Here is a 22,039-nt window from a genome sequence, read left to right on the forward strand (position 1 = left end):
GTCACCTCTGCTGTGAGTCGCTGTTAGTCGGTGAAGGGACAGCCGTCGGCTGCTCCGGGGCGATAAGGGTCGCCGGTGCCGTTGCCGACGGCGCCAGAGGCTTCAGGTCAACCGGCCGGGCGATGCCCATCGCGTTGCTTTCGCCATTTTCGTGTTCAATGCCCTGTTGGGTTTGCTTGTTCAGCACCAGCACGGTGATGCGACGGTTGATGGCATCATCGGCACCGTGCTGTTTCAGGCTCATGGTGGCGGCCATGCCTACCACCCGCAGCACCTTGCCCTCCGACAACCCCCCGGCGATCAGCTCGCGCCGCGAGGCGTTGGCGCGATCGGCCGAAAGCTCCCAGTTGCTGTAGCCGCGCTCGCCGGTGGCGTAGGGAATATCGTCGGTATGACCGGACAGGCTGATTTTATTCGGCAAATCATTCAGGATCGGCGCAATGGCCCGCAAGATATCGCGCATGTAGCTTTCTACCTGTGCGCTGCCGGTTTTGAACATTGGCCGGTTCTGGCTATCGATGATCTGAATGCGTAATCCTTCATCCATCATGTTGATCAGCAGATGCGGACGCAGCGCTTTCAGGCGCGGATCGGATTCAATCAGCTCATCCAACTTTTCCCGCAGCTTGTTGAGCCGCAGTTCCTCGTCACGCTTCTCCAGCGTCTCGATCTGTTTTTTCACCAACCCATCCTGCTTAGTGGGGTCATCCCCTCCCCCCGGGATCGGGCTGCTTTCCGAACTGCTTTTGTCGCCGGTGGTCAGCGCCACCTTCAACGGCGTGCGGAAATATTCGGCGATTTGCGTCAGCTCCTGGGGGCTGGCTATCGCCAGCAACCACATCACCAGGAAGAACGCCATCATGGCGGTCATAAAGTCAGCATAGGCAATCTTCCAGGAGCCGCCGTGATGCCCCGCCTGATGCGATTTGCGTTTTCTGACCAGAACGACCGGGTGATTCTGTTTCATGCCTGCTCTTCTTCCGTCGCCTGCTGCGCCGGCGCCTTAACGCGACGCACGTGTTCTTCCAGCTCAACGAAGGATGGCCGCTCGGTGGTGTACAGTGTTTTACGACCGAATTCGACCGCAATCTGCGGCGCATAGCCGTTCAGGCTCGACAGCAGCGTGACCTTGATGCATTGCATCATTTTGACGTTTTCCGCGCTTTTCTGCCGCAGCAGGGTCGCCAGCGGCGAGATAAAACCGTAGGCCAGCAAAATGCCGAGGAAGGTACCGACCATCGCGTTGGCGATAAGCGCACCCAACTCGGCCGCCGGGCGATCGGCTGAGGCCAGCGCATGCACCACGCCCATCACCGCCGCCACAATGCCGAAGGCCGGCAACGAGTCGCCGACCATCGCCAGGCTGCCGGCCGGCACTTCGCTTTCCTGTTCGAAGGTTTCGATTTCTTCGTCCATCAACGCTTCAATCTCAAACGCATTCATGTTGCCGCTCACCATCAGCCGTAAGTAATCGGTAATAAATTCCACCAGGGTGTTATCGGCAAGGATGCGGGGATAATTAGAAAAAATTTCGCTTTCCTGCGGGTTATCGATATCGAACTCGAGGGACAACATGCCCTGTTGACGGGATTTGGCCAGCAGGCGATACAGCAACGCCATCAGATCCATGTACAGATCCTTACTGTACTTCGAACGGCGCATCAGTTTGGGAATAGCGCGCAGGGTGGATTTTATCGCCTTACCGTTGTTACCTACGATAAAAGCGCCGATGCCCGCACCACCGATAATCAAGAACTCCGACGGTTGATAAAGCGCACCGAGATGGCCCCCCACCATCATGTACCCCCCAAAAACCGCCCCCAATACCACGAGATAACCCAAAATAACTAACACACGCATTCCTTAAATTAACAATGTGGATGGAAGGTGGGATAAGCGCGCCTTGAGCCGCAACGGCGCAGCAGGCTAGGCTGCGCCGACGGGTTCGGTATACCGAACCCTGCGTTTCACAAGTCGATTTAGGTCTGGATGAACCGGCGTTGCCGCCGGCTCAAATTGCGCGTTTAACCTGCTCGTCCGGCTGTTGAGGAATAATATCGGCCAGTTGCGGCGAAAGTTTACGTCTTTTTACTGCGCGGGAAGGGGGCTGGCATAAACTGCAAACAAAACTGTTCAAGGGTTGGTGCGCGTGGGTGATAAAAGTGCCGCCACAACAGTTGCAGGCGGAGAGCTGCAACATGCCGCTATCGACGAAACGCACCAGCGTCCAGGCGCGGGTCAGCGCCAGCAACGGCGTCTCCCCCGCCGGATGCGGGCACTGTTCCAGATACAGACGATAGGCTTTGATCACCGCCTCGACACCGGTGCAATGCCCGCTCTTCATCAGAAAGCTGTAGGCGTTGTAAAACATGGATGAATGGATGTTCTGTTCCCAGGTCATAAACCAGTCGGTAGAGAACGGCAACATTCCTTTCGGCGGCGGGCTGCCGCGCAATTCCTTATAGAGTTTGATCAAACGCCCGCGGCTGAGCTGAGTTTCACTTTCCAGCATCTGCAAACGCGCACCCAGAGTAATCAATTCCATAGCCAGCTGGATGTCCTTGGCTTCCTGAACAATACTTTTCTCTACCATCATCAGGCTCTTTTCTTCGTAGCACTACCGTCTTTCGCCGATAGTTCTTGCAGTAAATGGCTTGATAGCAAAATACCCGTATGGATTTGCTGCAGATCGTCCACACGTGACTCTTTCGTCAGGCGTTCGATAGTATGGCTTTCGTTAAAACGGAAGTGACAGACCAACTGGTTAGTCTCAGCCAGTTTGACCATTTGCGGTAACGTGAGTTGAGCGAGCGCATCGGCCATGGCTTCGTCGATACCCAGACGGAACATCGCCGATGCTTTTTCATCATTAATCAGACGCTGTGCTAAAAGTAAATATGACAAATTTATGTCATAAATATGCTTAAGTAATTCAGACGTACCCATATTCCCCATCCCGACAGACTATGTTTAAAAACATACGCTGGGTGATAATTTTTATCGCCCGTGACCTGGGTTTGTTCCCGAAGTTGGCAAATGAATCCCTGAATAACGGCCGTTATAAATTTTTCAACATCTCTAAATTCGGACCATCATTCAGTATTTGATACGTGCGCAAACCAATGTGTATGGATGTACAGCATTTTGCTTCGATAGTGTGTAGTCACCATGAAACTATTTTTACAAAATTAATAAGATTATTCCTAAAGCAGCGCAACTCTACCCCCGAACCATTAGCACACACAACGTAAGTAGGCGGCAATTTTAAATACAATGTGACATAGATCACAAAAATAAAAAATAATTAAGCCAAATACCCCTCTATACGTCCATTTTTTAATCGTGTTTTTGCTTAAAAATCAGTCATAAGTAAAAAAACGTCTTAAAAACAATGCATATGAGCCAAAAAAATATCATTTTTAGATCAATTCGAACAAAAGCATCACCAAACCAAAATAACAGAACAAAAATCTGTTCGTAGCCGGTAAAGGCAGTATAAATAACCATTTAATTAACAATAAACTAGCAACGCCAAAAAAATAACACAGAGAAACTACAAGGCCATTAAGTTTCAGATTTGACTTAAAGAACGGCTCAGCGCCTGTTTTAATTTTAAGCGAAAGGGCATATTAGGTTAACAATGGGTTGCTTGGGTTATGAACAAGAAAACAGACGTAACGACATGTTTCTCGATTTGCAGAGTTAAGGCGGCAGATTTAGGCTTGTGCCTCCCCGTAACGTTTTATCGGCAGCGATAATTAAAACTTTAATCATTTTTTTCATTGGCAAAAAATTTAAATATCGGTGCGTGCTTATTTTTCGATAAAACCTACCCGCGCATTTTTACTGCCTTATAAAATAAAACGCAGTTTTATTTTACTTTCGCTCTCCGGGCGAGCTATTTCATTAATCGCTGCTGCCAGAAAACCAACGCATATAACGTCGGTCATATTGTCATCGGCTGCTATGAGGAAATTGAAAACTCCCTGCGGAGGATTTCAGGTGAATGCGCCCGACCGCCGGAGAGCCTCAACGCGTGAAAAAAACCTCGGGGGGATGCTACTCGGCGTTCACCGCCCCGGTTTGGTCCCGCCCCGCAGGCCGCTGCCGACGCTGTGCCCGCCTCCAGCGACCTGAGACTTTCCCTATTTAGTGTATTTACCGGCAGGATGACATTGCCGATACCGCGTGGGCATATTATTATTCTTCATGCAAAGGCGCTGGCAGCGCAGCCGATTATTACCCTATTGCAATTTATTCATTTGAAATTGATTTTTCAGGTCGAACATCACGCTTTTGACGCCTCTCTGCGTGACCGTGTGATGTTTCTTCGTCCGGCCACTACTCTTAACAGGCTATATTTTAATCATGAATGATACCTTCGATTACCTGATGACGTTCCGCAAATGCTCCAGTCTGGACAGCGTGGAAAAAGTGTACGACAAGCTTAACTATTCCATTGATAACGATATTGAAATGAGCAATATGTACCGTGCGGCCGATCACCGTCGTGCCGAGCTGGTTGCCGGTAAATTGTTCGATTTGGGCAAGGTACCAAAAACGCTGTGGGCGCAGGTGCTTTAGTTTTCCTTCATTACGCGCGAAAGCCCCTTTATCTTTTATTGCTAAATAGCGGCAATAATCCCCGATTTATTGTCGCGCGTGATACAAAACACATTTATCAAACGCACCAGGCTCTACTCTTTATCTTAAGCATGAGAAACGGGGGTGGAAGATGGGATATCAAAATGTTCTGGTTACTGTTGCCGTAGCGGCTGACAGCCACCGTCTGGTTGAAAAAGCCGTCTCCATCGTGCGCCCCTCTAATGGCAAAATTACTCTGCTGAGCACGATTGCCAACCCGGAAATGTATAATAACTTCGCCGGACCGATGCTGGGTGATTTGCGTGCACTGATGGAAGAAGAAACGCTGCTGTTTATGGAGGAACTGCGGTTGCGGGCCGATTACCCAATAACCGATACGCTGATCGTTCATGGTGAACTGAGCGACAGCCTGAGCTACGCACGCCAGCGCCAGCCGTTTGATCTGGTGATCTGCGGCAACCACTGCGACAGCCTGATGAACAAGATCTCCTGTTCTGCGGCGCGCTTTGTCAATACCAGCCATATCGACGTGCTGATCGTCCCGCTCTGATATCCGGCGGTTTGCCGCACGGCCGCCACTTTTGCCCCTTCCGTCTTCGTGACGCACTTTTAGCTCTGTGACAGTCCTGCCGATTTAAGGGACAACGCCGAAGCACATTAGGCCATTCCCCCTTACCGAGGATTGACTAGACTTAGGGTTCTGTCCGCATAAGGAGTTCCTGATGTCTCAATCTGAACAACAAAACCGCCGCATCCTGCTGGCCTCACGCCCGCACGGTGAACCTACCGCTGACAATTTCCGCCTGGAAACGGGAGCGATACCGCAACCCGCCGCCGGCCAGGTACTCTTACGCACCGTCTATCTGTCGCTTGATCCCTACATGCGCGGCCGTATGAGCGATGCGCCTTCCTACGCACCGCCGGTGGAGATCGGCCAGGTCATGGTCGGCGGCACGGTGTCGCGCGTTGTCACGTCGCAACATGCGGATTTCAAACCCGGTGACTGGGTGCTTGGCTATGACGGCTGGCAGGATTATGCGCTGTCTGACGGCAGCGGCTTGCGCAATCTTGGCCCGCAACAGACACACCCTTCCCGTCTGCTCGGGGTCTTGGGCATGCCGGGCTTTACCGCTTATATGGGCCTGCTGGATATCGGCCGACCGCAACCCGGTGAAACCCTGGTAGTCGCCGCAGCCAGCGGCGCCGTCGGTTCGGTCGTTGGCCAGATAGCCAAACTGAAAGGTTGTCGCGTGGTTGGCGTGGCGGGCGGCGCGGAAAAATGCCGCTATGTGGTGGAAGAACTGGGCTTCGATGCCTGTGTCGACCACCGGGCTGCCGACTTTGCCGAACAGCTGGCCGCAGCTTGCCCGCAGAGGATCGACATTTATTACGAGAACGTCGGCGGCGCGGTGTTTGATGCGGTAATGCCGCTGCTCAACGCCAAGGCGCGTATTCCGGTCTGCGGCATTATTGCTCACTATAATGCCACCGGTTTGCCCGACGGCCCGGATCGGCTGTCGATGCTGCAGGGTCTGATTTTACGTAAACGCATCCGCATGCAGGGGTTTATTATTTTCGATGACTATGGTTCAGAGTACGGTGACTTCCTGCAGCAAATGGGCGAATGGGTCGTGCAGGGAAAAATCAAGTTCCGCGAAGATGTGGTCGACGGGCTGGAAAATGCGCCGCAGGCGTTTATCGGCCTGTTACAAGGGAAAAACTTCGGCAAATTGGTGATCCGCGTCGCCGACGAGTAACCGAAAGCCAGGGCGCAGTTCAAATCTGCCATGCCCTGGCATTACCTCAATGCAGTCGCCTCAGTGCAGCACGCCGCCACCGATCGTCAAGTCCTTCTTCAAACGGCTCGATACCGCTCACCAATACCCTCTCCATCGCCGCACCTTATGCCGTGTTTAAATTCGTAGGGTACCAGCCTAAACGGGGCAAAATGATTATGGAGATATGTTATCCACATATGCCGGTTCACAAGGGCCTGCGGTTATATTTTTTTCACCGATTGATAAATATCGAGATCAAAATAGCCATCGGCTTCACAGTCGTTGATATAGTGCTCGTAGCACACGCCCTCCGTCGGTTGATAACCGCTGGCCGGCAGTTCCTTTTGATAGAAATCGCTCCATGCCCGCTCAAAATCGCCGTCGGTAATGCGGACGTGATAAATCCCGTAGAGGCCGGCAGGCAGCGTTTGCAGCGCAAATCCCTCACTGCCCGGTGTCGGCAGCGTAAAATCGCTCGCCACGGTAAACACCACGTCGGCCCGCAGCCGTTCGGGCGCCACTTCTGCCGGATCGTCCCAGTACAGCACCAGCCATTTGCCGGGCTCAACGTCCTGTTGTTACCGCCAGGCCATCAGCCGTTCGAGGCCCAAAGGAATGGTCTGCGGGTAAGGCCCTACCACACGCAAACCCACAACCTGTTCTGCTGCCCTATCCTCAATTCTTATCGCCATCCGATCTCCTCACCAAAAGATTACGCCCTGGTTGCTGCACACCCGCTAGGCGCCAATTTCGGTGCGCACGTCCAGCAGTTCCGGGAAGAAAATCAGATCCAGCGCCTTTTTCAGGAAGCTGACGCCGCTGGAGCCGCCGGTACCCGATTTGAAGCCGATAATGCGCTCCACCGTCTTCATATGACGGAAACGCCACAGGTGGAAGCTTTCTTCTATATCCACCAGCTTCTCGGCCATTTCATAGGCTTCCCAATACTTTTGCGGGTGGTCGTAGATCTCTTTGAATGCCGGCAACAGATTCGGGTTGCGCTGATACGGCTGCGTCCAGTCGCGATCGGTACATTCCTGCGGGATCGGCAGGCCGTGGCGGGACAGGTAAAGCAGGTATTCGTCATACAGGCTTGGCGCCTCGAGGATCGCCTTCAGCGCCGCGTGTTTTTCCGCATCATTACTGAACACCGCCAGCATGGCCGCATTTTTGTTGCCCAGTAAAAACTCGATGGAGCGGTATTGATGGGACTGGAAGCCCGAAGAGTTGCCCAGCACGTCACGGAATTCAACATACTCCGACGGCGTCAGGGTTTCCAGCACCGCCCATTGTTCAAACAGCAGCCGTTGGATCTGTTTGACCCTCGCCAGGATCTTGAAACAGTGACTGAGCTTGTCTTGTTGCACCAATGCCCGCGCCGCCTGCAGTTCATGCAGCATCAGCTTCATCCACAGTTCAGAGGTTTGGTGCTGCACCACGAACAGCATTTCATCATGATGCTGCGGGTTGGACAGCGGATGCTGGCAATCCAGTAACTGGTCCAGGCACAGGTAATCGCCGTAACTCATGCGTTTGGAAAAATCGGTGACAATCGCGCTTTCTATTTCTCGTTTGTTCATCTGTACTCTCCGCGGTACCACGGCCGGAAGCGGCGTGGAACGTGCTGCAAAGAGAAAACAATAGTACAGAACCCGCACGTCCGAAGGACTATAAACGAGAGTTGCCTCGCAGATCTCGGTCATGATGAAGCCAGGGTAATCTCGTATCGGTAAAGGTGCGGGAGGAGTCTCATTCCCGGCACGAAATGCCTGGCGCGAGAACCTGAAAACATCAACAACAAATAACAAACCAACCGGGAATGTTATAGGAAATTAATACCAATTAGCCTTATTCGAATTATTTAATTCACCAACTTACTTCAACCAATAACGCATTTTACTTTCCATTTTATTTTCTAAAAAAACACTTGATATGATAATTGCCATGCGCTAATAATTAATCACCTTACAGAGGTCAGCATTAAAATAAATCATATATTCAAAAGGAGTTGGTTATGGAAATCGTTGATGCAGTTTGGTTCGACTCTATCGCCGGCGGTCGCGGTAATAATGGTGGCGATCGTACCGACAATGGCGGAAGAAATAAGGGTGGAAGCCAATCCGGTAACAACAGTGGTTCAGGTAATTACTACGCCAACAATACCTCGGAAGACTGTATCAATGGGATGGGCGTTGGTGCGGCATTGGGCGCATTTGGTGGATTACCCGGTATAGCCGCTGGCTTGATTGGCGGCGCAATTACTGGGAAATGTTTCCAAGACACCAGTAAAGGCGGCGGTAACGTAGGAATGGGTAAAGGCGGCAACAAGTGCGGGTCAAGCGCGGGTGGCAGTTGTTCCTGGTAAGCGTTCACACTAAAAAATGATTTTTATATTTTGTTGTCAGGTTCACTTTCGGCAAGTCTCCTGGAGAGAATTAACCTGCCAATCTTGAATTATAACAACGCAACCACCTGGGAATTCATTAATTAAAGGCGGCAGTTAACACCTGCCGTCTTATAGATTAACAAAGAGTTATAAATGGATAAAATCATCAGACCAATAATTATATTTTTCGCTATACTTTCCATCTCCCCTTTCCTTAGTGGTGCCGGAGTTATGACTCCTGGTCTGGCGCTCTCCGCACCCGCGGGCATATCCAAATTTATGGTTACCCTCGCCACCGGTTACTTTTTTGTTTCTTTATCCTTAAAGATTTATGATTTCTTACGAAAAAAGTAAATGACTATCACAGCAAACCACTACCATCAGGCAGTCATACTCAATCCCCTTTGCGAGGCTGGATCGGGCTCAGCCAACCCTAACCTTGATAATATCGCTAAATTTAGTGGTATAGCCCGGTGACAGCATTTCGCGTTTCATCTGCCACGGCTTGGCGATGCCCTGTCCGGCAAACCAGATGCGGCCACGCCCTTCCCGGTTGAGCTTGTCCAGCGTCGCCATCAGTTGGCCGCTGTTGCGCCGCGGCGGACAGTCGTCGAACAGGTCAATTTGCGCCATGGTATCGGCACTGAAATCCCCCAGTATCACGCCGCCTTTCAGGTAACGGCAGCCCTCCCGCCAGATGCTTTCCAGCGCACGCACTGCCATGGCAATAATATCGCGGCTGTCGTTGCTCGGCGTTTGCAGCCGGGCGATGCCCAGGTTGCTGTAGTAACCCTCACCTGCGGAATGTGGGCTGGTCTTGATAAAGACCGACACGCTGCGGCAATAGCGTTCGTCCTGCCGCAGTTTTTCCGCCGCGCGCTCCGCATAGCTGCAAATCGCCTCCCGCATATGCGGGTAATGGGTCAACCGCTGGCCGAACGAGCGAGAACAGATAATCTGCTCTCTGGCCGCGGCCTCATCCTCCAGTTGCAGGCAGGATTCCCCGCGCAGCTCACGCACCGTGCGTTCCAGCACCACGCTGAAAGTTCTGCGCACCAGCCGGGTATCGCAATCCGCCAGTTGCAATGCGTTTTCAATCCCCATCGCCCGCAGTTGCCGGGTCAGTCGGCGGCCGACGCCCCACACTTCCTCTACCGGTATTAACGCCAGCAGCTTGCGCTGGCGGACAGGATCCGAAAGATCCACCACACCCCGGGTACCTGGCCAACGCTTGGCGGCGTAATTGGCCAACTTGGCCAGCGTCTTGCTGGGCGCAATACCCACCCCGACGGCCAAATGCGTCTCCTGCAAAATCCTTTGTTGCACCTGGCGGCCAAACTGCGCCAGATCGGCACAGCGGTTAACGCCATCCAGCCACAGAAAGGCTTCGTCCAGCGAATAGATTTCCACCGCCGGCGCCATCTCGTCCAGAATGCTCATCACCCGGTGGGACATATCGGCATACAGCGCGTAGTTGGAAGAGAACACCGCCACATTGCGGCGGCGCATCTCCTCCTTGATCTTGAAATACGGCGCCCCCATCGGCACGCCCAGCGCCTTGGCCTCGGCGCTACGGGCGATCACGCAACCGTCGTTATTGGACAGGACTATCACTGGCTTACCTTTAAGATCTGGCCGAAAAACCTGCTCACAGGCGCAGTACATCGAGTTGACGTCAACCAGCATAAACATGCTCACCTCCCAAACGAGTGCAGGGTGTGGATCACCACACCGAAAATTTCCAAAGTTTCGGGGTAAATGGGACTGTACGCCGGGTTCATAGGCGCAAGGCAGATCCGCGGGGTGAACAGCAACCGCTTTACGGTAAACTCGCCGTCGACTGCAGCGATGACGATGCTGCCATGCACGGATTTTTCTGCCCGATCGACGATCAGCAGGTCACCTGACAAGATCCCGCCATCAGACATCGATTCGCCTGTGGCACAGATAAAGTATGTTGCCGCTGGATGCTTTATAAAATCATTTAAATCAATTAATTGTTCAGTATAGTCATCGGCCGGGCTGGGGAAGCCCGCAGGGCACTGTATGTCAAATAGCGGGAGTTTTACGGACTGGCCTGGTGAAAATAAATACAATTTCGACGTATTCATAATAGGTATAATTTATCTGTATATATATACAGTAAATCATAAACGAAACGCACGCGGACGCAAGCCTGAAACCAAGCAACCATGCAAGATGCGGCGTAATTTAATAATTTTCTGAGTGTTTTTTTATATCTATTGACGATGATTTTTCGGGGGCTTGCGCACATGTTATCCACTAAAACTGTGGATAACACCCAGTCTCCCGTCAGCCTGTAATCAGTTTATGGAAAAGGTTATTTAATAGGTGAGAGAGCCCGCGCAGTTTATTCTGACCTGGTGCTTAGAATGTCAGTGAGCCCCGATTGACGAGAACCTTGTTGTAGATAGCCCAGTTGGTGATTTTGAACTGTTGTTTTGCCACGTAATACCACCAGAGGGTCAGGAATGTGGTGATCTAATCCTGATTGCGGTCAAAAGTTCGATTTATTCAACAAAGCCTGTTGGCGGGTGATCCTTTTGTGTCGATATAGCCAAAGTATAGCTTCAGCGGTGTGGCGAGTTAGAGTCAGCAGTTAATTTTATAACTAATTGAAAATGTTAATAAAGTACAAGAAATCGGATTGTGTTAAATAAATCAATTACTTATGATTGACACTAGGGTTGATTGACCGCAATCCAGTATTTTGTCCTATGCTATCATCCCCCCTTCAGTGAAGCGATATTCTTATCTTGTTGAATGTTGTCCTATCGTACCAGTCATGTTAGGGGGCGTTATCGTGAATAAAATGAAAGTATTGGGTGCCGGCTGTGTCCTGCTGGTTTCTGCGTCTGCTCTGGCTGCCGAGCAGGACATATCCATCCAGGGGAAGCCTCTGCAGGTGGTGACGGCTGATGGCAAAAACCATTCGCTGGCTACGTGTGGTGACTACCTTTCTTTGCAAAAAAATAAGCAGCAGATCGCTTCTATTACCGGATTGTCCAATCGCGATTATGTCGAAGCCCAGGACTCGTTGATCCAGTGCAACATTCAAAATTATGTAACTCAGCATCAGTATGCGCCAATCACTGGCTCTGCAGTGCCGAGTATTCAACAAGTGGTGGCACATTTGCCGGCCAGCACAGCGCTGGCCGTCTCGGATGATGAGGTTACGAAGCTCAAGGCCAAGGGACAGGGTAAAACGCTGCAGGAATGGACACCAAGTCTGAAGTTGAAGGAGGACCGGATGGTGTCGGACAAGGACCAGGTTGCCTATGCCGTAAGCCAATATCAGGTATTCAAAAACCCACAGGGGCAGTCACTGACGTTCATTACCCTAGGCTCAGGGGTGATCGGCGGTACTTTAGGGACATTGTCCACTTACCGTATCGACGACATGAAAGGCAAAGTTTGGACGGTTATACCCGTCACTGAGAACACGCCACTATAATGATGAAGCCTTCGCTTCCGGGGGGCGATAGGTATCACTTAGCGGGCGTTTAGCAGTTGATCCCGCGTGGCATTGATACCCTTTGTGAATAGTCTGTATGCACTCTGAATATATATAGAGTCATTGGTAGTATATTTGAAATTAGATTGCTTTGTAGATTTATAATAATTATATTGCTAATATTTAATATCCTGTATTACCACTTTTTTTTAAAAATTTAGCTATGCCGTTTTATTTTGCCAGGGATTTAAATTCGGCATTTTATTTATTCTATTAAATAATGTTATTCATCGTCCGGCCAGATAATTTCCGGTATTTACTGCCGGGCACTCCTTGATAAGGTGGTTACTTCGGCCAACCGGTGTCATAAATACAGAATAACCAGACTGTTTGCCTGGGTTATCATAACCTTGTCCCTTGGACAGGATCGGGGTTTCCGCTTTGTGTAAAAGTCGGAAGACCGTTGAGCTTGCGGACGCTAGCTTTCAAGTCGTGGGAGATCCACCTAAGGCGACTGTACAGGGTGAATAGACGCTTGAACGGCTTAGTGCTGTTCCTCCTGATCTTTTCACAAGATTTTATTTCGTCAAGAGTGATAAAATAGGAACCACTGTGCAGGACAGGTAGTTCTGGCTCTGGAGACGTGGTGATGACGAAGGCATTTTATCTAAAATACTTAGTGTATGGCTCACTGTGGGGTTGCCTAGCCGCGTATATTTATTATAGCAGGTTCAATCATGGCCATTCGATAGGCATGTATCTCATGTTTGGATTGTCTGCCGTGCTCTTTCCCTTGGCAAAATGCCTAATTGAAGCACTGGCCCTCAAATACACGACGCGCGAATTCTGGGCGCGGGGGCTGTTGGTTGAAACTCCTGCCAAAAATGGCCTTTACGCCTTGTACCATATGGTTTGTTTTATTTTTTCTATCCCTCTCGGCATTGTCTATCTCCTGATAAATAAAAACGCCCTACAGAGTAAAGTGTAGTGCGGTAGGCTTAGTTGAAGATTGTGTTGTTGACTTTTTGGATCAGCTTTTCACCGGTGAGCGCGAGTAACAAACCATACGCCAGAATACCGAACGGTGTAGTCGTTAACACCACAGAGATAAATAGCGATTAATATCGTGACAATGCTAACCGTTAGCAAAGTATCTCTCGGCCAGGCGCCGTTTAAGCGCCGTAACCAGTTCAGCAGGATCTGCCGCGGCCTTTAAATACTGAGGCAGCCCGCTGCGACACGCATATTCGTTAGCTATTTAATCTCAGGCTATTCAGAAAAAATTATACTTAACCTATTAATTACATTACTTAATGTCGCACTAACTTTGTCCATGTGCACTATACCCGTGCGAAATATCTTCGCCATCCCTTCCCAGTCAAATTTAAAATGAAATTATAAAAAATATCCATCACCTTGTTAAATAACATATTTATTATTTATTTTTTATTCTGGCACGCTTAATGCTCATTCATCTTCATCGGCAGATACAACACTTATACCTTGGGAGATTTAAATGACCCTAGTCAGCGAGTCAGTAATAGAAAAAAGTAATCAGCGGTGGACACAACTCCTTTTGGGATTGATCTGTATGGCGGCGATTTCCAGCCCGCAATATGTCTGGACATTATTGACCAAGTCGCTGTCGGCCAAGCTGGGCGTTGATATGCCCGCGTTGCAGGTCACCTTTTCGCTGCTCATCATATTGCAAACGTTCTTCTCGCCCTTCCAGGGCAAACTTATCGATCGCTTTGGGCCACGGATATTAATCTCCATCGGCACGCTGCTTTCGGGATTTAGCTGGATTATTTCATCCCAGATCAGCAACCTGACTGAGTTCTATCTGGTTTATGGCTGTCTCGGTGGGCTGGGTACCGGCATTGTGTACATCGGCGTCGTTGGGTTGATGGTTAAGTGGTTTCCGCAACAGCGCGGCTTTGCGGCCGGAGCCGTGGCTGCCGGATATGGTATGGGGGCGATTTTAACCACCTTCCCCATCAGCATTTCTCTGGGCAGCTACGGCCTGGAGCAGACCATGATGGTCTTCGGCGGTCTCTTTGCCCTGGTGGGCTTTCTGGCCAGCCAAGGGTTGAAAGTACCGGTCAATGTTGACTTACAGCCGACCAGCACCAAGCTGGAGCAGAGCAAACGTCAGTTCACGTCAAAAGAAATGCTGCGTCAGCCTCTGTTCTGGCTGATGTTTGTCATGATGGCGATGATGTCCACCTCTGGGTTGATGGTGACGTCACAGATGGCTATTTTCGCGGAAGATTTTGGCATCAGTCAGGCGGTGGTTTTTGGCTTGGCGGCGCTGCCCCTGGCGTTAACCCTGGACCGCTTCACTAATGGGCTGACTCGCCCGCTGTTCGGTTTTATTTCCGACCGCTATGGCCGGGAAAAAACCATGTTTATCGCCTTTGCGCTCGAAGGTGTCGCAATGACACTGTGGCTGATGTGCCGTGAGGACCCACTGTTATTCGTTTTACTTTCCGGGGTGGTGTTTTTTGGTTGGGGGGAGATATTTTCTTTGTTCCCTTCAACATTAACCGATACCTTCGGCAGCCAAAACGCCACCGCAAACTATGGCTGGCTGTACATGTCGCAAGGGATCGGCTCTATTTTTGGCGGCCCGTTGGCGGCACTGCTTTATCAACACACGCAAGGATGGCACGTTGTTTTTGGTATGGCGATTTCCTTTGATTTTATCACCGCCGCACTGGCCCTTTGGGTGTTGAAACCCTGGCGCTCACGCTTTATGCGCCAACACGGCTGATAATAAGCAGGGTGATCTGAGCCGCGGTCACCCTGCAAACGGCATGCGAACTATTTGCAAGCCACGAGATTGGCCATTTGATCTTTATCCGGCAGACCGGCGATCTGTTGAAGCACGTTGGCATGGTTCAGATAATAAATCGCCGGTGTGCCGTTGACGCCCAGATCGTCCATCAATTTCTGGTTGTACTGGATCTGGGAAAAAATCGGCTGCGGCGTTTTTTCCAGGAGTGTCGGCTTGCTTTTGCCGCCAGACAGTTCGAAATCCTGCCAGACCTTCGCGGGGTTGTCGGAAGCCAATATCGCCGCCGCATAACGGCCGCTGTCGGGCTGCATGACACCGACCAACTGTGTTTTCATGGCGATTTTATTGTCTTTGATATAGGGCTGCACTTCCTGTCTGAACTTTTTACAGTAAGGGCAGAAGGGATCGGCAAACACGACAATCTGGCAATTTGCCTTATCGCTGCCTTCCAGGATGCCTGGCGCTTTTAAGAGCCTTTGCCACATCTCCCGACCGGCAGGGATGTAAATCTCTTCTTGTATGACTTTTTCGCTCAGGTTACTGCCGTTCTCATCGTACATATAACCTGATATGGCATGCTTCTTGTCGGGGGTCAGATAAATTGTCACCCCCGTTCCTTGATATTTGCCCAGCCATCCCTGAACGCCACCTGGCGCAGTGAAGGGTTTGATGATTTCAATACCTTGTTTTTCCAGTTGTTTGACCGGTGCGGGAGGCTCAGCAGGCGTTGTAGCCTGAACCTGCGTGCCGATAAGCACGGCAGATAACGCGAGGATGTATTTCTTCACTCTTATCTCCATATAATAGGGACTCGTTACGGGCCTTTATATCACAAACCACCGCCCCTCCCGTCACTCGCGAAACGGCAACACTCGCCTCTGTCTCACAGTAACAAATTCTCCTGCCCCATTTGGCTGAGGTAGAATGGCAGCATCGAACGCTACGGGGAAGCAGGCACCAAAATGGCACGGTGCTCCCAGCAATAATTGCAAAACAGATCCCATTGGCCTTTATCATTGCCAGAGTGATGTGATGCCGAGTGCCGGTTAATATCTAAGGAGAATACATGCAAGATTTCAAAACACTGCTCGATGCCGCATCGGGTTACAGCGAATTTGTTGCCGGCGGAACAGAAGAAGACAGCAAGGCATTGCGACATTTTGAGGCGCTTGCCAAAGAGGCATTACCTGACGATGTCATCAGTAAGTTGTCACGGCTTCCGGGTTCGTACAGCATTCTGGTTGCCGCTGAAATGTGGTGCCCCGACTGCCATAAAAACTTGCCCGTTATCCATGCCGTTGCCGCGTCAGCACCGGCTATTCGTCTGGGCATCGTTACGCGCGATAAGGCGGAAGCCGTCTTTAAAGCACACTTTGGTGTCGATAAAGTCAAAATTCCGTTTGCGGTCGTACTGGATGAGAACGCAACTCCGCTGGGGCAGTTTATTGAACGACCTAAAACAGCCATCGGCAAGAATGGAGAAGTGTCCGAGAGTTACAAAAACGGCGAGCTTCTGGCCGAAACCGCCCGTGAAGTGATCTCAATTTTTCCAGAAAAATAAGTGAACGATAAAGTTAAGTTAAATTAATTAACGAGTCTCAACTTTCAGGTAAAAATCCTGAAAGTTGAGCAATGCCTTACACGTCCTCTAAATGTAAGCAGAACTCCAGGCAAGGATAATGCCGGCAACATATTCCGCATCCTGAGGATGATCCGCTTCGCCCAATGAGAAATCGACCGCGCACAGCAAATCGGGTGCCAAAGTCATCATTTGTCTGGCAACCTGTCACCCGCGGGTGACAACATCACATTCCCGGCGTGGGCGTGAAAAAGTGCAACGTGCATCTCCTGCTGCTTTAAGAAATAGAACCTCTGCAACAAACTTCTTTGCCATTCAGGAAAATAATCGCCGCCGCTAATAGGCTGCAGACTATTGCGCAATTTCTCCCGCGACCTGCTGCAATAAACCACGCGTATGTTGATATTGTCCATCAAATTGGCGTTATGACTGCATGCCATCATTCATGGAAAATAACACTGTTCCCTCTTTCATCACAAATACCGGCTCAGTATTACGTGCGCTATGGCCAACAGAACTTAAAGAACAAAACAGCACCATAGCTGCAGCAAATACCAACACGATGCCACCGAGCAATTGAATGTTTTTCATAGCTGATAAACCTCAGTAATTGAGTGATGCAAATTGACGATTCGGCGCAATGCCGTAACTTGGAGTGAAGTATAAAGACGCGTTGGAACAACGAATATCTGACTAGTCAGAAAAGCAATTCGTAGCTAAACCTAGAGTGGGGTTTAATACTTTACGCAAAAACGACAAGGGAGATGAACATGGATGCCGGGCGTATCTCACGTCGTTACGGCTTGTTACGTTGGCTGATATTTGTCGCGGTTTACTTCCTGCTCGCCACCATCAGTCTCGAAACACGCGATCCCTGGAGCCTGTCCAGTACCATTTGGTTGCCGGCCGGCCTGTTGTTGGGCGTGTTGTGCACCCGTTCCCCGGCACAGTGGCCGATGTGGGCGATCAGCGCAGGCGTACTGCACTTTTCGGTCAGCCTGCTGCACGATCGCCCCTGGGATATTGCACTGGCGTTCGCCCTGCTCGATTTAGCGATCATTTGCCCGCTGGCGTTAATCTGGAATGGGCTGCATCGCTATTCAAACGGCTTGTCGCACCCGGGAGAAACGTTGATTTTGCTGGCCGGCGTGTACCTTGCCAGCACCGTGGGCGGCCTGTTTAGTGATTTAATTCTTAAAGCTCTCGGCTATCCGACGCGGGTTTCACACTTCATTAGCTGGGGAATTTCCAATGCTACCGGCTGCCTGGCGATCGCGCCGCTATTTATTATCCATCGTTTGAATCCTGGCCAGTGGCAGTGGCCCACCCGTCAGCAAGCCTTTATGGCAGCGTGGACTTTTCCGTTAGCTATAGCCTTTTTTTTCCTGCCTTCCAGTCTGTTAAGCAATGACCTGCTGAATAACGCTTTATTGTATTCCGTACTGGCGCTATCGCTGTTGCTGTCCGCTTTGTTGCCCCTGCTGCCGCTGGCGCTGTACTTTATTCTGCTCACGCTGCTGGTTAGTCTGGCGACTCTCTACGGCTATGGCCCATTTCGCCCAGCGTTGGCCGGCATGCAGGCGGTCGAAGCTTCACAGCTGTACTTGCTGATGATCATCTCACTGGGTTTGTTAGTGGCAACGCGGGAACAACGACATCGCTCCCGGCGCCAACAGACGCAGCAACAGCAGCTATTGCTGAACGCGTTGCTGCAAACCCGCCACCCCGCCTTTTTTCGCCTGTCGGCGGGATCCGAACAATTGGATTGGCAGCCACACGACGCCGTTTTCGGCATGCCGCCACGTCAGTTAGCCAATCTGACGCTGCTGCTGGCCCATGTTCACCCCGACGATCGCGAGGTGCTGAAAACATTACTGCGCACCGCAAGCGAATCATGGAATACACCGCAATATTGCTCATTACGCCTGCTGCTGCCCGATGCACATTATCATCATGTCGAATGCCGTTTGTTGCACCATCCGCAACTAGGGGTGGCCGGCGTATTGGCACTGGCGAAAGCGGATTCACTATACTGATTGCATTGCCTGCTCCGAGGAGTCATTTGTGCAAAAAACCGTGGTAATAGCCGATGATCACCCCGTATTCCTGATTGGTCTGCGAACCGTGGTAACCACGGCCTTTGGCGATAATTTTACGATCGTCGGTGAAGCGCAAACGGTGGATCAACTGCTGGCCTTACTGGCGGAAAAATTGCCGGATGTGCTGCTCACTGATTTCAATATGCCGGGTGAACAGCAGTCCGACGGACTGCGGCTGATTAGTACTCTGCGCCGCAAATACCCGCAATTGCCGATTGTAGTCATTACCGTGATGACCAATCCCGGGCTGGTCAACTCCATTCTGGCTACCGGCGTGTTAGCGGTGATCAATAAGCAGAGCCTGACCACTGAGCTGACCGCATGTTTGAAAGCGTTACAGCAGGGACGCCGACCGCAGGGCAACACCGTATCATCGCCCTCCACAGTGGCGATGAGCCCACGCGAGTTGGAGGTCTTGCGCCTGTTGGCCCAGGGCCACAGCGTTAACCATATCGCCGCCATGCTCAGTCGAACCAAACAAACCATCAGCGCACAAAAGAAAAGCGCCATGTTAAAAATCGGCGTCAGCTCCGATGTCGATTTGTTCGCCTATTTGCGCGAAGCCGGGCTGTGAAGATGAGGCGGCCTTGGCTGGTGCTGCTCACCCTGCTGCCTGCGTGGGCCTGGGCGACCGGGGACATTCGCGTCGGTCTGCTCGACGATCGTCCGCCCTACAGCGATTTTGACGTGAACCATCAACTGCAGGGTGCGGCGACAGATTTGCTGAGCGCCCTTGCGGCTCAAAATGGGTTGCACTTCACCACACAGGCCGCATCCAGCCACAGTCAATTGGCGCAGATGTTGAATGAGCAAAGTATCCAGTTAGCCTTGCCGCCGCCGCAAAGTTCACCGCCACCGCCGGGGATACTGGTTTCGCATCCGCTGTTGCAACAGCGCTGGGCGCTGGTGGTTCGCCAGGATCGGTTGCCGTTGCAGCACGATTCGTCGCTGGATCTGCGACATCAGCGGGTACTGATATTACGTCATAGCCCGGCGCAGGCGGGATTACTGGCGGCTTACTCCGGCGTGGAACTCGTTGAGGCGGCGTCATTGCATGAAGCGATCCGGCTACTGAATGCCGGCGCCGCGCAGGGCATCGTCTGCGATGCCACACAGGCGGCATTGTTAGCCAGCAATCTTTACCCCGGCAGGCTGAGCGTACGCCCACTGCCGGCGATCGTCAGCAACCAGCCACTGTGGCTGGCACCGGGTCAGGACGCGCTGTTGCAGCGTATTAATCACGCCATCGACGCCCTGCCCGCAGGCGTTGCACAATCGATCAATGAACGCTGGCTGTTGAACTCAACGCTCAGTGGAATGCAACCGAGCGGCACCGCCGGCGATCGCTGGTTCAAGCCGCTGACGGCAGTCAGCGCCGCTCTGTCACTGTTCCTGATCGGTTTCCTGTCGACTGAAATTTTCCGCCGCCGCCGTGCCGAACGCGGTTTGCGCGATGCGTTGAAATACTGGCAAACGCTGCTCAACAGTATCCCAACGCCACTGCTGGTGTGTGATCCGCTCGGTAACATCACCCATTGCAATCAAGCATTGCTAGAGTCACTGACGCTAACGCAACAGCAAGTGATTGGACACTCCCTAGAGCAATTTACCGCGCGAAATCCGATTATTCCCGCCATCAGTCAACAAGAGCGCATAGCAGCCATCGGCAATATGCAACCGCAGTTTTCCGACCGTGCAATAGTGATACAGGGAGCGCAACGGGAAATCGCCCAATGGCTGGCGGCTTACAGTGACAGCCGTATGACGCCGCAAGGGCTGCTGCTCGGTTGGTATGACATCAGCGAGCGCAAACGCCTGGAGCGCGATCTCGCCGATGCCTTGCAACAGGCCACCAACGCCAGCCGCGAAAAAAGTCATTTTCTGGCGCGCATGAGTCATGAAATTCGCTCACCGATGAACGCTATCCTCGGTATTCTTGAGTTGGAAACCCAGCGCCCTGAAACCGCCGGGACGTCGCTACCGATAGCCTATGCAGCCTCACGCCAGTTGCTGCAAATTGTCGGGGACGTGTTGGATATTTCCAAGATTGAGGCCGGTGAAATGCACTTGCAGGCTCACCCCACAGAACTGCATCCCTTGCTGACGCAGGCGCTGGATACCTACGCCGCGCTGGCTGCGCAAAAAGCGCTGCGGCTGGACAGCGATATCGAAGCCGTCTGGCAGCGTCAGTATCTGCTGGATGGCGCCAAGCTGACGCAAATTCTCAATAATTTGCTCAGCAACGCCATCAAATATACTGAACAGGGCTTTGTGGCATTGCAGGTCAGTGTACAGGCACAGGATCCTCGTAACGACAATCTTACGTTCAGTATCAGCGACAGCGGCATCGGTATCGCACCGCCCCTGCAACAGAAGATTTTGCAGCCCTATGCGCAGGTTGATGCCAACGCGCCGGCCAGTACAGGGCTCGGGCTGGCGATTTGTACCCAGTTGGTACAACTGATGGGCAGCGAGTTACGGATTGACTCCACGCCGCAGCAGGGTTCACGGTTCTCTTTCACGCTAACGCTACCTCGCACCATCGCAGGTGATAAGGCGCAAGAGACGCTCACCGCCCCCCTCGTTGAACACTCGCTGCAGGTGCTGGTTGTGGATGATTTGCCCGCCAACCTGACGGTGATGAAACTTCAACTGGAAAAGCTCGGACATCAGGTCACCACCTGTGACAATGGTCGCCAGGCCCTGCAATGGCTGGAGCAATGCACCTACGATTTGGTGCTGACCGATTGTCAGATGCCGGTTTTCACCGGTTATCAACTGGCGCAATGGCAAAGAGAGCGAGAACAGGGCCACCGTCGATATCTGCCGATCATCGGCTGTACCGCCAATGCGTTTAACGATGAGCAATACCGCTGTCTGGCGGCGGGTATGGACGCAGTGCTGATCAAACCGCTAACCCAGCAGGATTTGCGCACCTTAGTGTCGGAGCAACAGGCCATTCGTGTGGACATGCGGGAAATCCAATTGATGGCCGCCGGGCAGCCGCAGGTCATAACCACCTTGATTGACGAATTGCAACGCAGTAGCGATGCTGACCGCCAACAACTGCTCGCCGCCACCGCACAGCCGGACGTATTCGCCGCGGTGCTGCATCGGCAGAAAGGCAGCTTTGCGCTGGCGGGTTACCAAAGCGGGGTCAATCTTTGCCAACAGTTGGAACAACATCCCCCTGCATCGGCAGAATCGACGGTGCCTCTGCTGCGTATGAATGCGCTAATTCTGCGTTTTATCGCTTTACTGGAACAACAGCGTGATGAGGTATGAAGATACGAATGAGCAAAAGATGTTGGCAGAGCGGC

22 protein-coding genes and 2 pseudogenes are annotated in these 22,039 nt (G+C 51.8%); 12 read left to right on the forward strand and 12 right to left on the reverse strand.

Annotated elements, in window-relative coordinates:
- Position 1 precedes the first annotated feature (1 nt).
- The 4 genes from motB to flhD form a co-directional block, all read right to left on the reverse strand.
- Complete coding sequence (gene motB, locus JEM67_RS17190) at positions 2 to 967, reverse strand: flagellar motor protein MotB (RefSeq protein ID WP_013813511.1); 966 nt, start codon at positions 965 to 967, stop codon at positions 2 to 4.
- Positions 964 to 1,854, reverse strand: a complete 891-nt coding sequence (motA, locus tag JEM67_RS17195; RefSeq protein ID WP_006326150.1) for a flagellar motor stator protein MotA — start codon at positions 1,852 to 1,854, stop codon at positions 964 to 966. The genes motB and motA overlap by 4 nt, the downstream gene beginning before the upstream one ends.
- Before the next feature lie 157 nt (positions 1,855 to 2,011).
- Positions 2,012 to 2,596: a flagellar transcriptional regulator FlhC gene (flhC, locus tag JEM67_RS17200; RefSeq protein ID WP_148259211.1), complete on the reverse strand. Its 585-nt coding sequence runs from the start codon at positions 2,594 to 2,596 to the stop codon at positions 2,012 to 2,014.
- Entirely contained in the window at positions 2,596 to 2,946 is a 351-nt protein-coding gene (gene flhD / locus JEM67_RS17205; protein ID WP_004946152.1) for a flagellar transcriptional regulator FlhD, read from the reverse strand. Before flhD ends, flhC begins: the two co-directional genes overlap by 1 nt.
- A 1,422-nt stretch (positions 2,947 to 4,368) precedes the next feature.
- On the opposite strand from flhD, the gene ydgT reads away from it, so the two are divergent.
- The 3 genes from ydgT (at position 4,369) to JEM67_RS17220 (ending at position 6,362) form a co-directional block, all read left to right on the forward strand.
- Entirely contained in the window at positions 4,369 to 4,584 is a 216-nt protein-coding gene (gene ydgT / locus JEM67_RS17210) for a transcription modulator YdgT (protein WP_004946155.1), read from the forward strand.
- Positions 4,585 to 4,735: 151 nt separating this feature from the next.
- Positions 4,736 to 5,155, forward strand: coding sequence for a universal stress protein UspC (uspC, locus tag JEM67_RS17215; RefSeq protein ID WP_013813513.1), 420 nt, complete (start codon positions 4,736 to 4,738; stop codon positions 5,153 to 5,155).
- 172 nt (positions 5,156 to 5,327) lie between these two features.
- Complete coding sequence (locus tag JEM67_RS17220; protein WP_199634814.1) at positions 5,328 to 6,362, forward strand: NADP-dependent oxidoreductase; 1,035 nt, start codon at positions 5,328 to 5,330, stop codon at positions 6,360 to 6,362.
- Positions 6,363 to 6,604: 242 nt separating this feature from the next.
- Here JEM67_RS17220 and sbmC read toward each other — a convergent pair.
- Positions 6,605 to 7,075 (reverse strand): annotated as a pseudogene (sbmC, locus tag JEM67_RS17225) (DNA gyrase inhibitor SbmC).
- A 45-nt stretch (positions 7,076 to 7,120) separates the two neighbouring features.
- The gene (gene kynA, locus JEM67_RS17230; RefSeq protein ID WP_199634813.1) at positions 7,121 to 7,963 is read right to left on the reverse strand and encodes a tryptophan 2,3-dioxygenase; all 843 of its coding nucleotides are present in this window, start codon (positions 7,961 to 7,963) and stop codon (positions 7,121 to 7,123) included.
- A gap of 434 nt (positions 7,964 to 8,397) precedes the next feature.
- On the opposite strand from kynA, the gene JEM67_RS17235 reads away from it, so the two are divergent.
- A complete protein-coding gene (locus tag JEM67_RS17235; protein WP_013813517.1) occupies positions 8,398 to 8,748 on the forward strand; it encodes a hypothetical protein in 351 nt (116 codons plus the stop codon).
- 174 nt (positions 8,749 to 8,922) lie between these two features.
- Complete coding sequence (locus JEM67_RS17240; protein ID WP_199634812.1) at positions 8,923 to 9,123, forward strand: hypothetical protein; 201 nt, start codon at positions 8,923 to 8,925, stop codon at positions 9,121 to 9,123.
- A gap of 69 nt (positions 9,124 to 9,192) precedes the next feature.
- Here JEM67_RS17240 and umuC read toward each other — a convergent pair whose 3' ends face one another.
- The 3 genes and pseudogenes from umuC to JEM67_RS17255 all read right to left on the reverse strand — a co-directional run.
- Positions 9,193 to 10,461 carry a translesion error-prone DNA polymerase V subunit UmuC gene (gene umuC / locus JEM67_RS17245; protein WP_199634811.1) on the reverse strand — a complete coding sequence of 423 codons (1,269 nt, stop codon included), beginning with the start codon at positions 10,459 to 10,461 and terminating at the stop codon, positions 9,193 to 9,195.
- Positions 10,462 to 10,463: 2 nt separating this feature from the next.
- A complete protein-coding gene (umuD, locus tag JEM67_RS17250; RefSeq protein WP_199634810.1) occupies positions 10,464 to 10,880 on the reverse strand; it encodes a translesion error-prone DNA polymerase V autoproteolytic subunit in 417 nt (138 codons plus the stop codon).
- Positions 10,881 to 11,160: 280 nt separating this feature from the next.
- Positions 11,161 to 11,271: pseudogene (locus JEM67_RS17255) on the reverse strand (hypothetical protein); the annotation flags it as partial.
- Positions 11,272 to 11,602: 331 nt separating this feature from the next.
- On the opposite strand from JEM67_RS17255, the gene JEM67_RS17260 reads away from it, so the two are divergent.
- From JEM67_RS17260 to oxlT, 3 genes are all read left to right on the forward strand, one after another.
- On the forward strand, positions 11,603 to 12,244 hold the full coding sequence (locus tag JEM67_RS17260; protein WP_233527553.1) for a hypothetical protein: 642 nt from the start codon (positions 11,603 to 11,605) through the stop codon (positions 12,242 to 12,244).
- Positions 12,245 to 12,893: 649 nt separating this feature from the next.
- Entirely contained in the window at positions 12,894 to 13,232 is a 339-nt protein-coding gene (locus tag JEM67_RS17265) for a colicin E1 family microcin immunity protein (protein WP_199634808.1), read from the forward strand.
- Between the two features lie 528 nt (positions 13,233 to 13,760).
- On the forward strand, positions 13,761 to 15,017 hold the full coding sequence (gene oxlT, locus JEM67_RS17270) for an oxalate/formate MFS antiporter (protein ID WP_199634807.1): 1,257 nt from the start codon (positions 13,761 to 13,763) through the stop codon (positions 15,015 to 15,017).
- Positions 15,018 to 15,067: 50 nt separating this feature from the next.
- Here the strand turns inward: oxlT and dsbG are convergent, their stop codons facing one another.
- The gene (dsbG, locus tag JEM67_RS17275) at positions 15,068 to 15,829 is read right to left on the reverse strand and encodes a thiol:disulfide interchange protein DsbG (protein WP_199634806.1); all 762 of its coding nucleotides are present in this window, start codon (positions 15,827 to 15,829) and stop codon (positions 15,068 to 15,070) included.
- A gap of 278 nt (positions 15,830 to 16,107) precedes the next feature.
- On the opposite strand from dsbG, the gene JEM67_RS17280 reads away from it, so the two are divergent.
- Positions 16,108 to 16,602: a thioredoxin family protein gene (locus JEM67_RS17280; protein ID WP_199634805.1), complete on the forward strand. Its 495-nt coding sequence runs from the start codon at positions 16,108 to 16,110 to the stop codon at positions 16,600 to 16,602.
- An 87-nt stretch (positions 16,603 to 16,689) separates the two neighbouring features.
- On the opposite strand, the gene JEM67_RS17285 is transcribed toward JEM67_RS17280, so the two are convergent.
- Both JEM67_RS17285 and JEM67_RS17290 read right to left on the reverse strand, forming a co-directional pair.
- The gene (locus JEM67_RS17285) at positions 16,690 to 16,812 is read right to left on the reverse strand and encodes a hypothetical protein (protein ID WP_255519902.1); all 123 of its coding nucleotides are present in this window, start codon (positions 16,810 to 16,812) and stop codon (positions 16,690 to 16,692) included.
- Between the two features lie 231 nt (positions 16,813 to 17,043).
- Positions 17,044 to 17,211, reverse strand: a complete 168-nt coding sequence (locus tag JEM67_RS17290; RefSeq protein ID WP_199634804.1) for a hypothetical protein — start codon at positions 17,209 to 17,211, stop codon at positions 17,044 to 17,046.
- A 179-nt stretch (positions 17,212 to 17,390) separates the two neighbouring features.
- Between JEM67_RS17290 and JEM67_RS17295 the strand changes: the two genes are divergently transcribed.
- Genes JEM67_RS17295 through JEM67_RS17305 form a run of 3 tightly spaced genes read left to right on the forward strand, consistent with a single transcriptional unit; the run spans position 17,391 to position 22,004 of the window.
- Complete coding sequence (locus JEM67_RS17295; protein WP_199634803.1) at positions 17,391 to 18,656, forward strand: MASE1 domain-containing protein; 1,266 nt, start codon at positions 17,391 to 17,393, stop codon at positions 18,654 to 18,656.
- A gap of 28 nt (positions 18,657 to 18,684) precedes the next feature.
- Entirely contained in the window at positions 18,685 to 19,293 is a 609-nt protein-coding gene (locus JEM67_RS17300; RefSeq protein WP_199634802.1) for a response regulator, read from the forward strand.
- Between the two features lie 2 nt (positions 19,294 to 19,295).
- Positions 19,296 to 22,004, forward strand: a complete 2,709-nt coding sequence (locus tag JEM67_RS17305; protein WP_233527538.1) for an ATP-binding protein — start codon at positions 19,296 to 19,298, stop codon at positions 22,002 to 22,004.
- Positions 22,005 to 22,039 lie beyond the last annotated feature (35 nt).

It is taken from the genome of Serratia sp. PAMC26656 (assembly GCF_016469055.2).
Classification (GTDB): domain Bacteria; phylum Pseudomonadota; class Gammaproteobacteria; order Enterobacterales; family Enterobacteriaceae; genus Serratia; species Serratia plymuthica.

What these genes read in the sequence shown, in the direction of transcription:
- flhC (WP_148259211.1), bottom strand. Translation starts at nt 2,596, where the DNA reads ATGATGGTAGAGAAAAGTATTGTTCAGGAAGCCAAGGACATCCAGCTG.
- JEM67_RS17285 (WP_255519902.1), bottom strand. Translation starts at nt 16,812, where the DNA reads ATGATGACTTTGGCACCCGATTTGCTGTGCGCGGTCGATTTCTCATTG.
- JEM67_RS17260 (WP_233527553.1), top strand. Translation starts at nt 11,603, where the DNA reads ATGAAAGTATTGGGTGCCGGCTGTGTCCTGCTGGTTTCTGCGTCTGCT.
- ydgT (WP_004946155.1), top strand. Translation starts at nt 4,369, where the DNA reads ATGAATGATACCTTCGATTACCTGATGACGTTCCGCAAATGCTCCAGT.
- JEM67_RS17265 (WP_199634808.1), top strand. Translation starts at nt 12,894, where the DNA reads ATGACGAAGGCATTTTATCTAAAATACTTAGTGTATGGCTCACTGTGG.
- JEM67_RS17240 (WP_199634812.1), top strand. Translation starts at nt 8,923, where the DNA reads ATGGATAAAATCATCAGACCAATAATTATATTTTTCGCTATACTTTCC.
- JEM67_RS17235 (WP_013813517.1), top strand. Translation starts at nt 8,398, where the DNA reads ATGGAAATCGTTGATGCAGTTTGGTTCGACTCTATCGCCGGCGGTCGC.
- kynA (WP_199634813.1), bottom strand. Translation starts at nt 7,963, where the DNA reads ATGAACAAACGAGAAATAGAAAGCGCGATTGTCACCGATTTTTCCAAA.
- oxlT (WP_199634807.1), top strand. Translation starts at nt 13,761, where the DNA reads ATGACCCTAGTCAGCGAGTCAGTAATAGAAAAAAGTAATCAGCGGTGG.
- JEM67_RS17220 (WP_199634814.1), top strand. Translation starts at nt 5,328, where the DNA reads ATGTCTCAATCTGAACAACAAAACCGCCGCATCCTGCTGGCCTCACGC.
- umuC (WP_199634811.1), bottom strand. Translation starts at nt 10,461, where the DNA reads ATGTTTATGCTGGTTGACGTCAACTCGATGTACTGCGCCTGTGAGCAG.
- JEM67_RS17295 (WP_199634803.1), top strand. Translation starts at nt 17,391, where the DNA reads ATGGATGCCGGGCGTATCTCACGTCGTTACGGCTTGTTACGTTGGCTG.
- JEM67_RS17305 (WP_233527538.1), top strand. Translation starts at nt 19,296, where the DNA reads ATGAGGCGGCCTTGGCTGGTGCTGCTCACCCTGCTGCCTGCGTGGGCC.
- flhD (WP_004946152.1), bottom strand. Translation starts at nt 2,946, where the DNA reads ATGGGTACGTCTGAATTACTTAAGCATATTTATGACATAAATTTGTCA.
- umuD (WP_199634810.1), bottom strand. Translation starts at nt 10,880, where the DNA reads ATGAATACGTCGAAATTGTATTTATTTTCACCAGGCCAGTCCGTAAAA.
- motB (WP_013813511.1), bottom strand. Translation starts at nt 967, where the DNA reads ATGAAACAGAATCACCCGGTCGTTCTGGTCAGAAAACGCAAATCGCAT.
- uspC (WP_013813513.1), top strand. Translation starts at nt 4,736, where the DNA reads ATGGGATATCAAAATGTTCTGGTTACTGTTGCCGTAGCGGCTGACAGC.
- JEM67_RS17290 (WP_199634804.1), bottom strand. Translation starts at nt 17,211, where the DNA reads ATGAAAAACATTCAATTGCTCGGTGGCATCGTGTTGGTATTTGCTGCA.
- JEM67_RS17280 (WP_199634805.1), top strand. Translation starts at nt 16,108, where the DNA reads ATGCAAGATTTCAAAACACTGCTCGATGCCGCATCGGGTTACAGCGAA.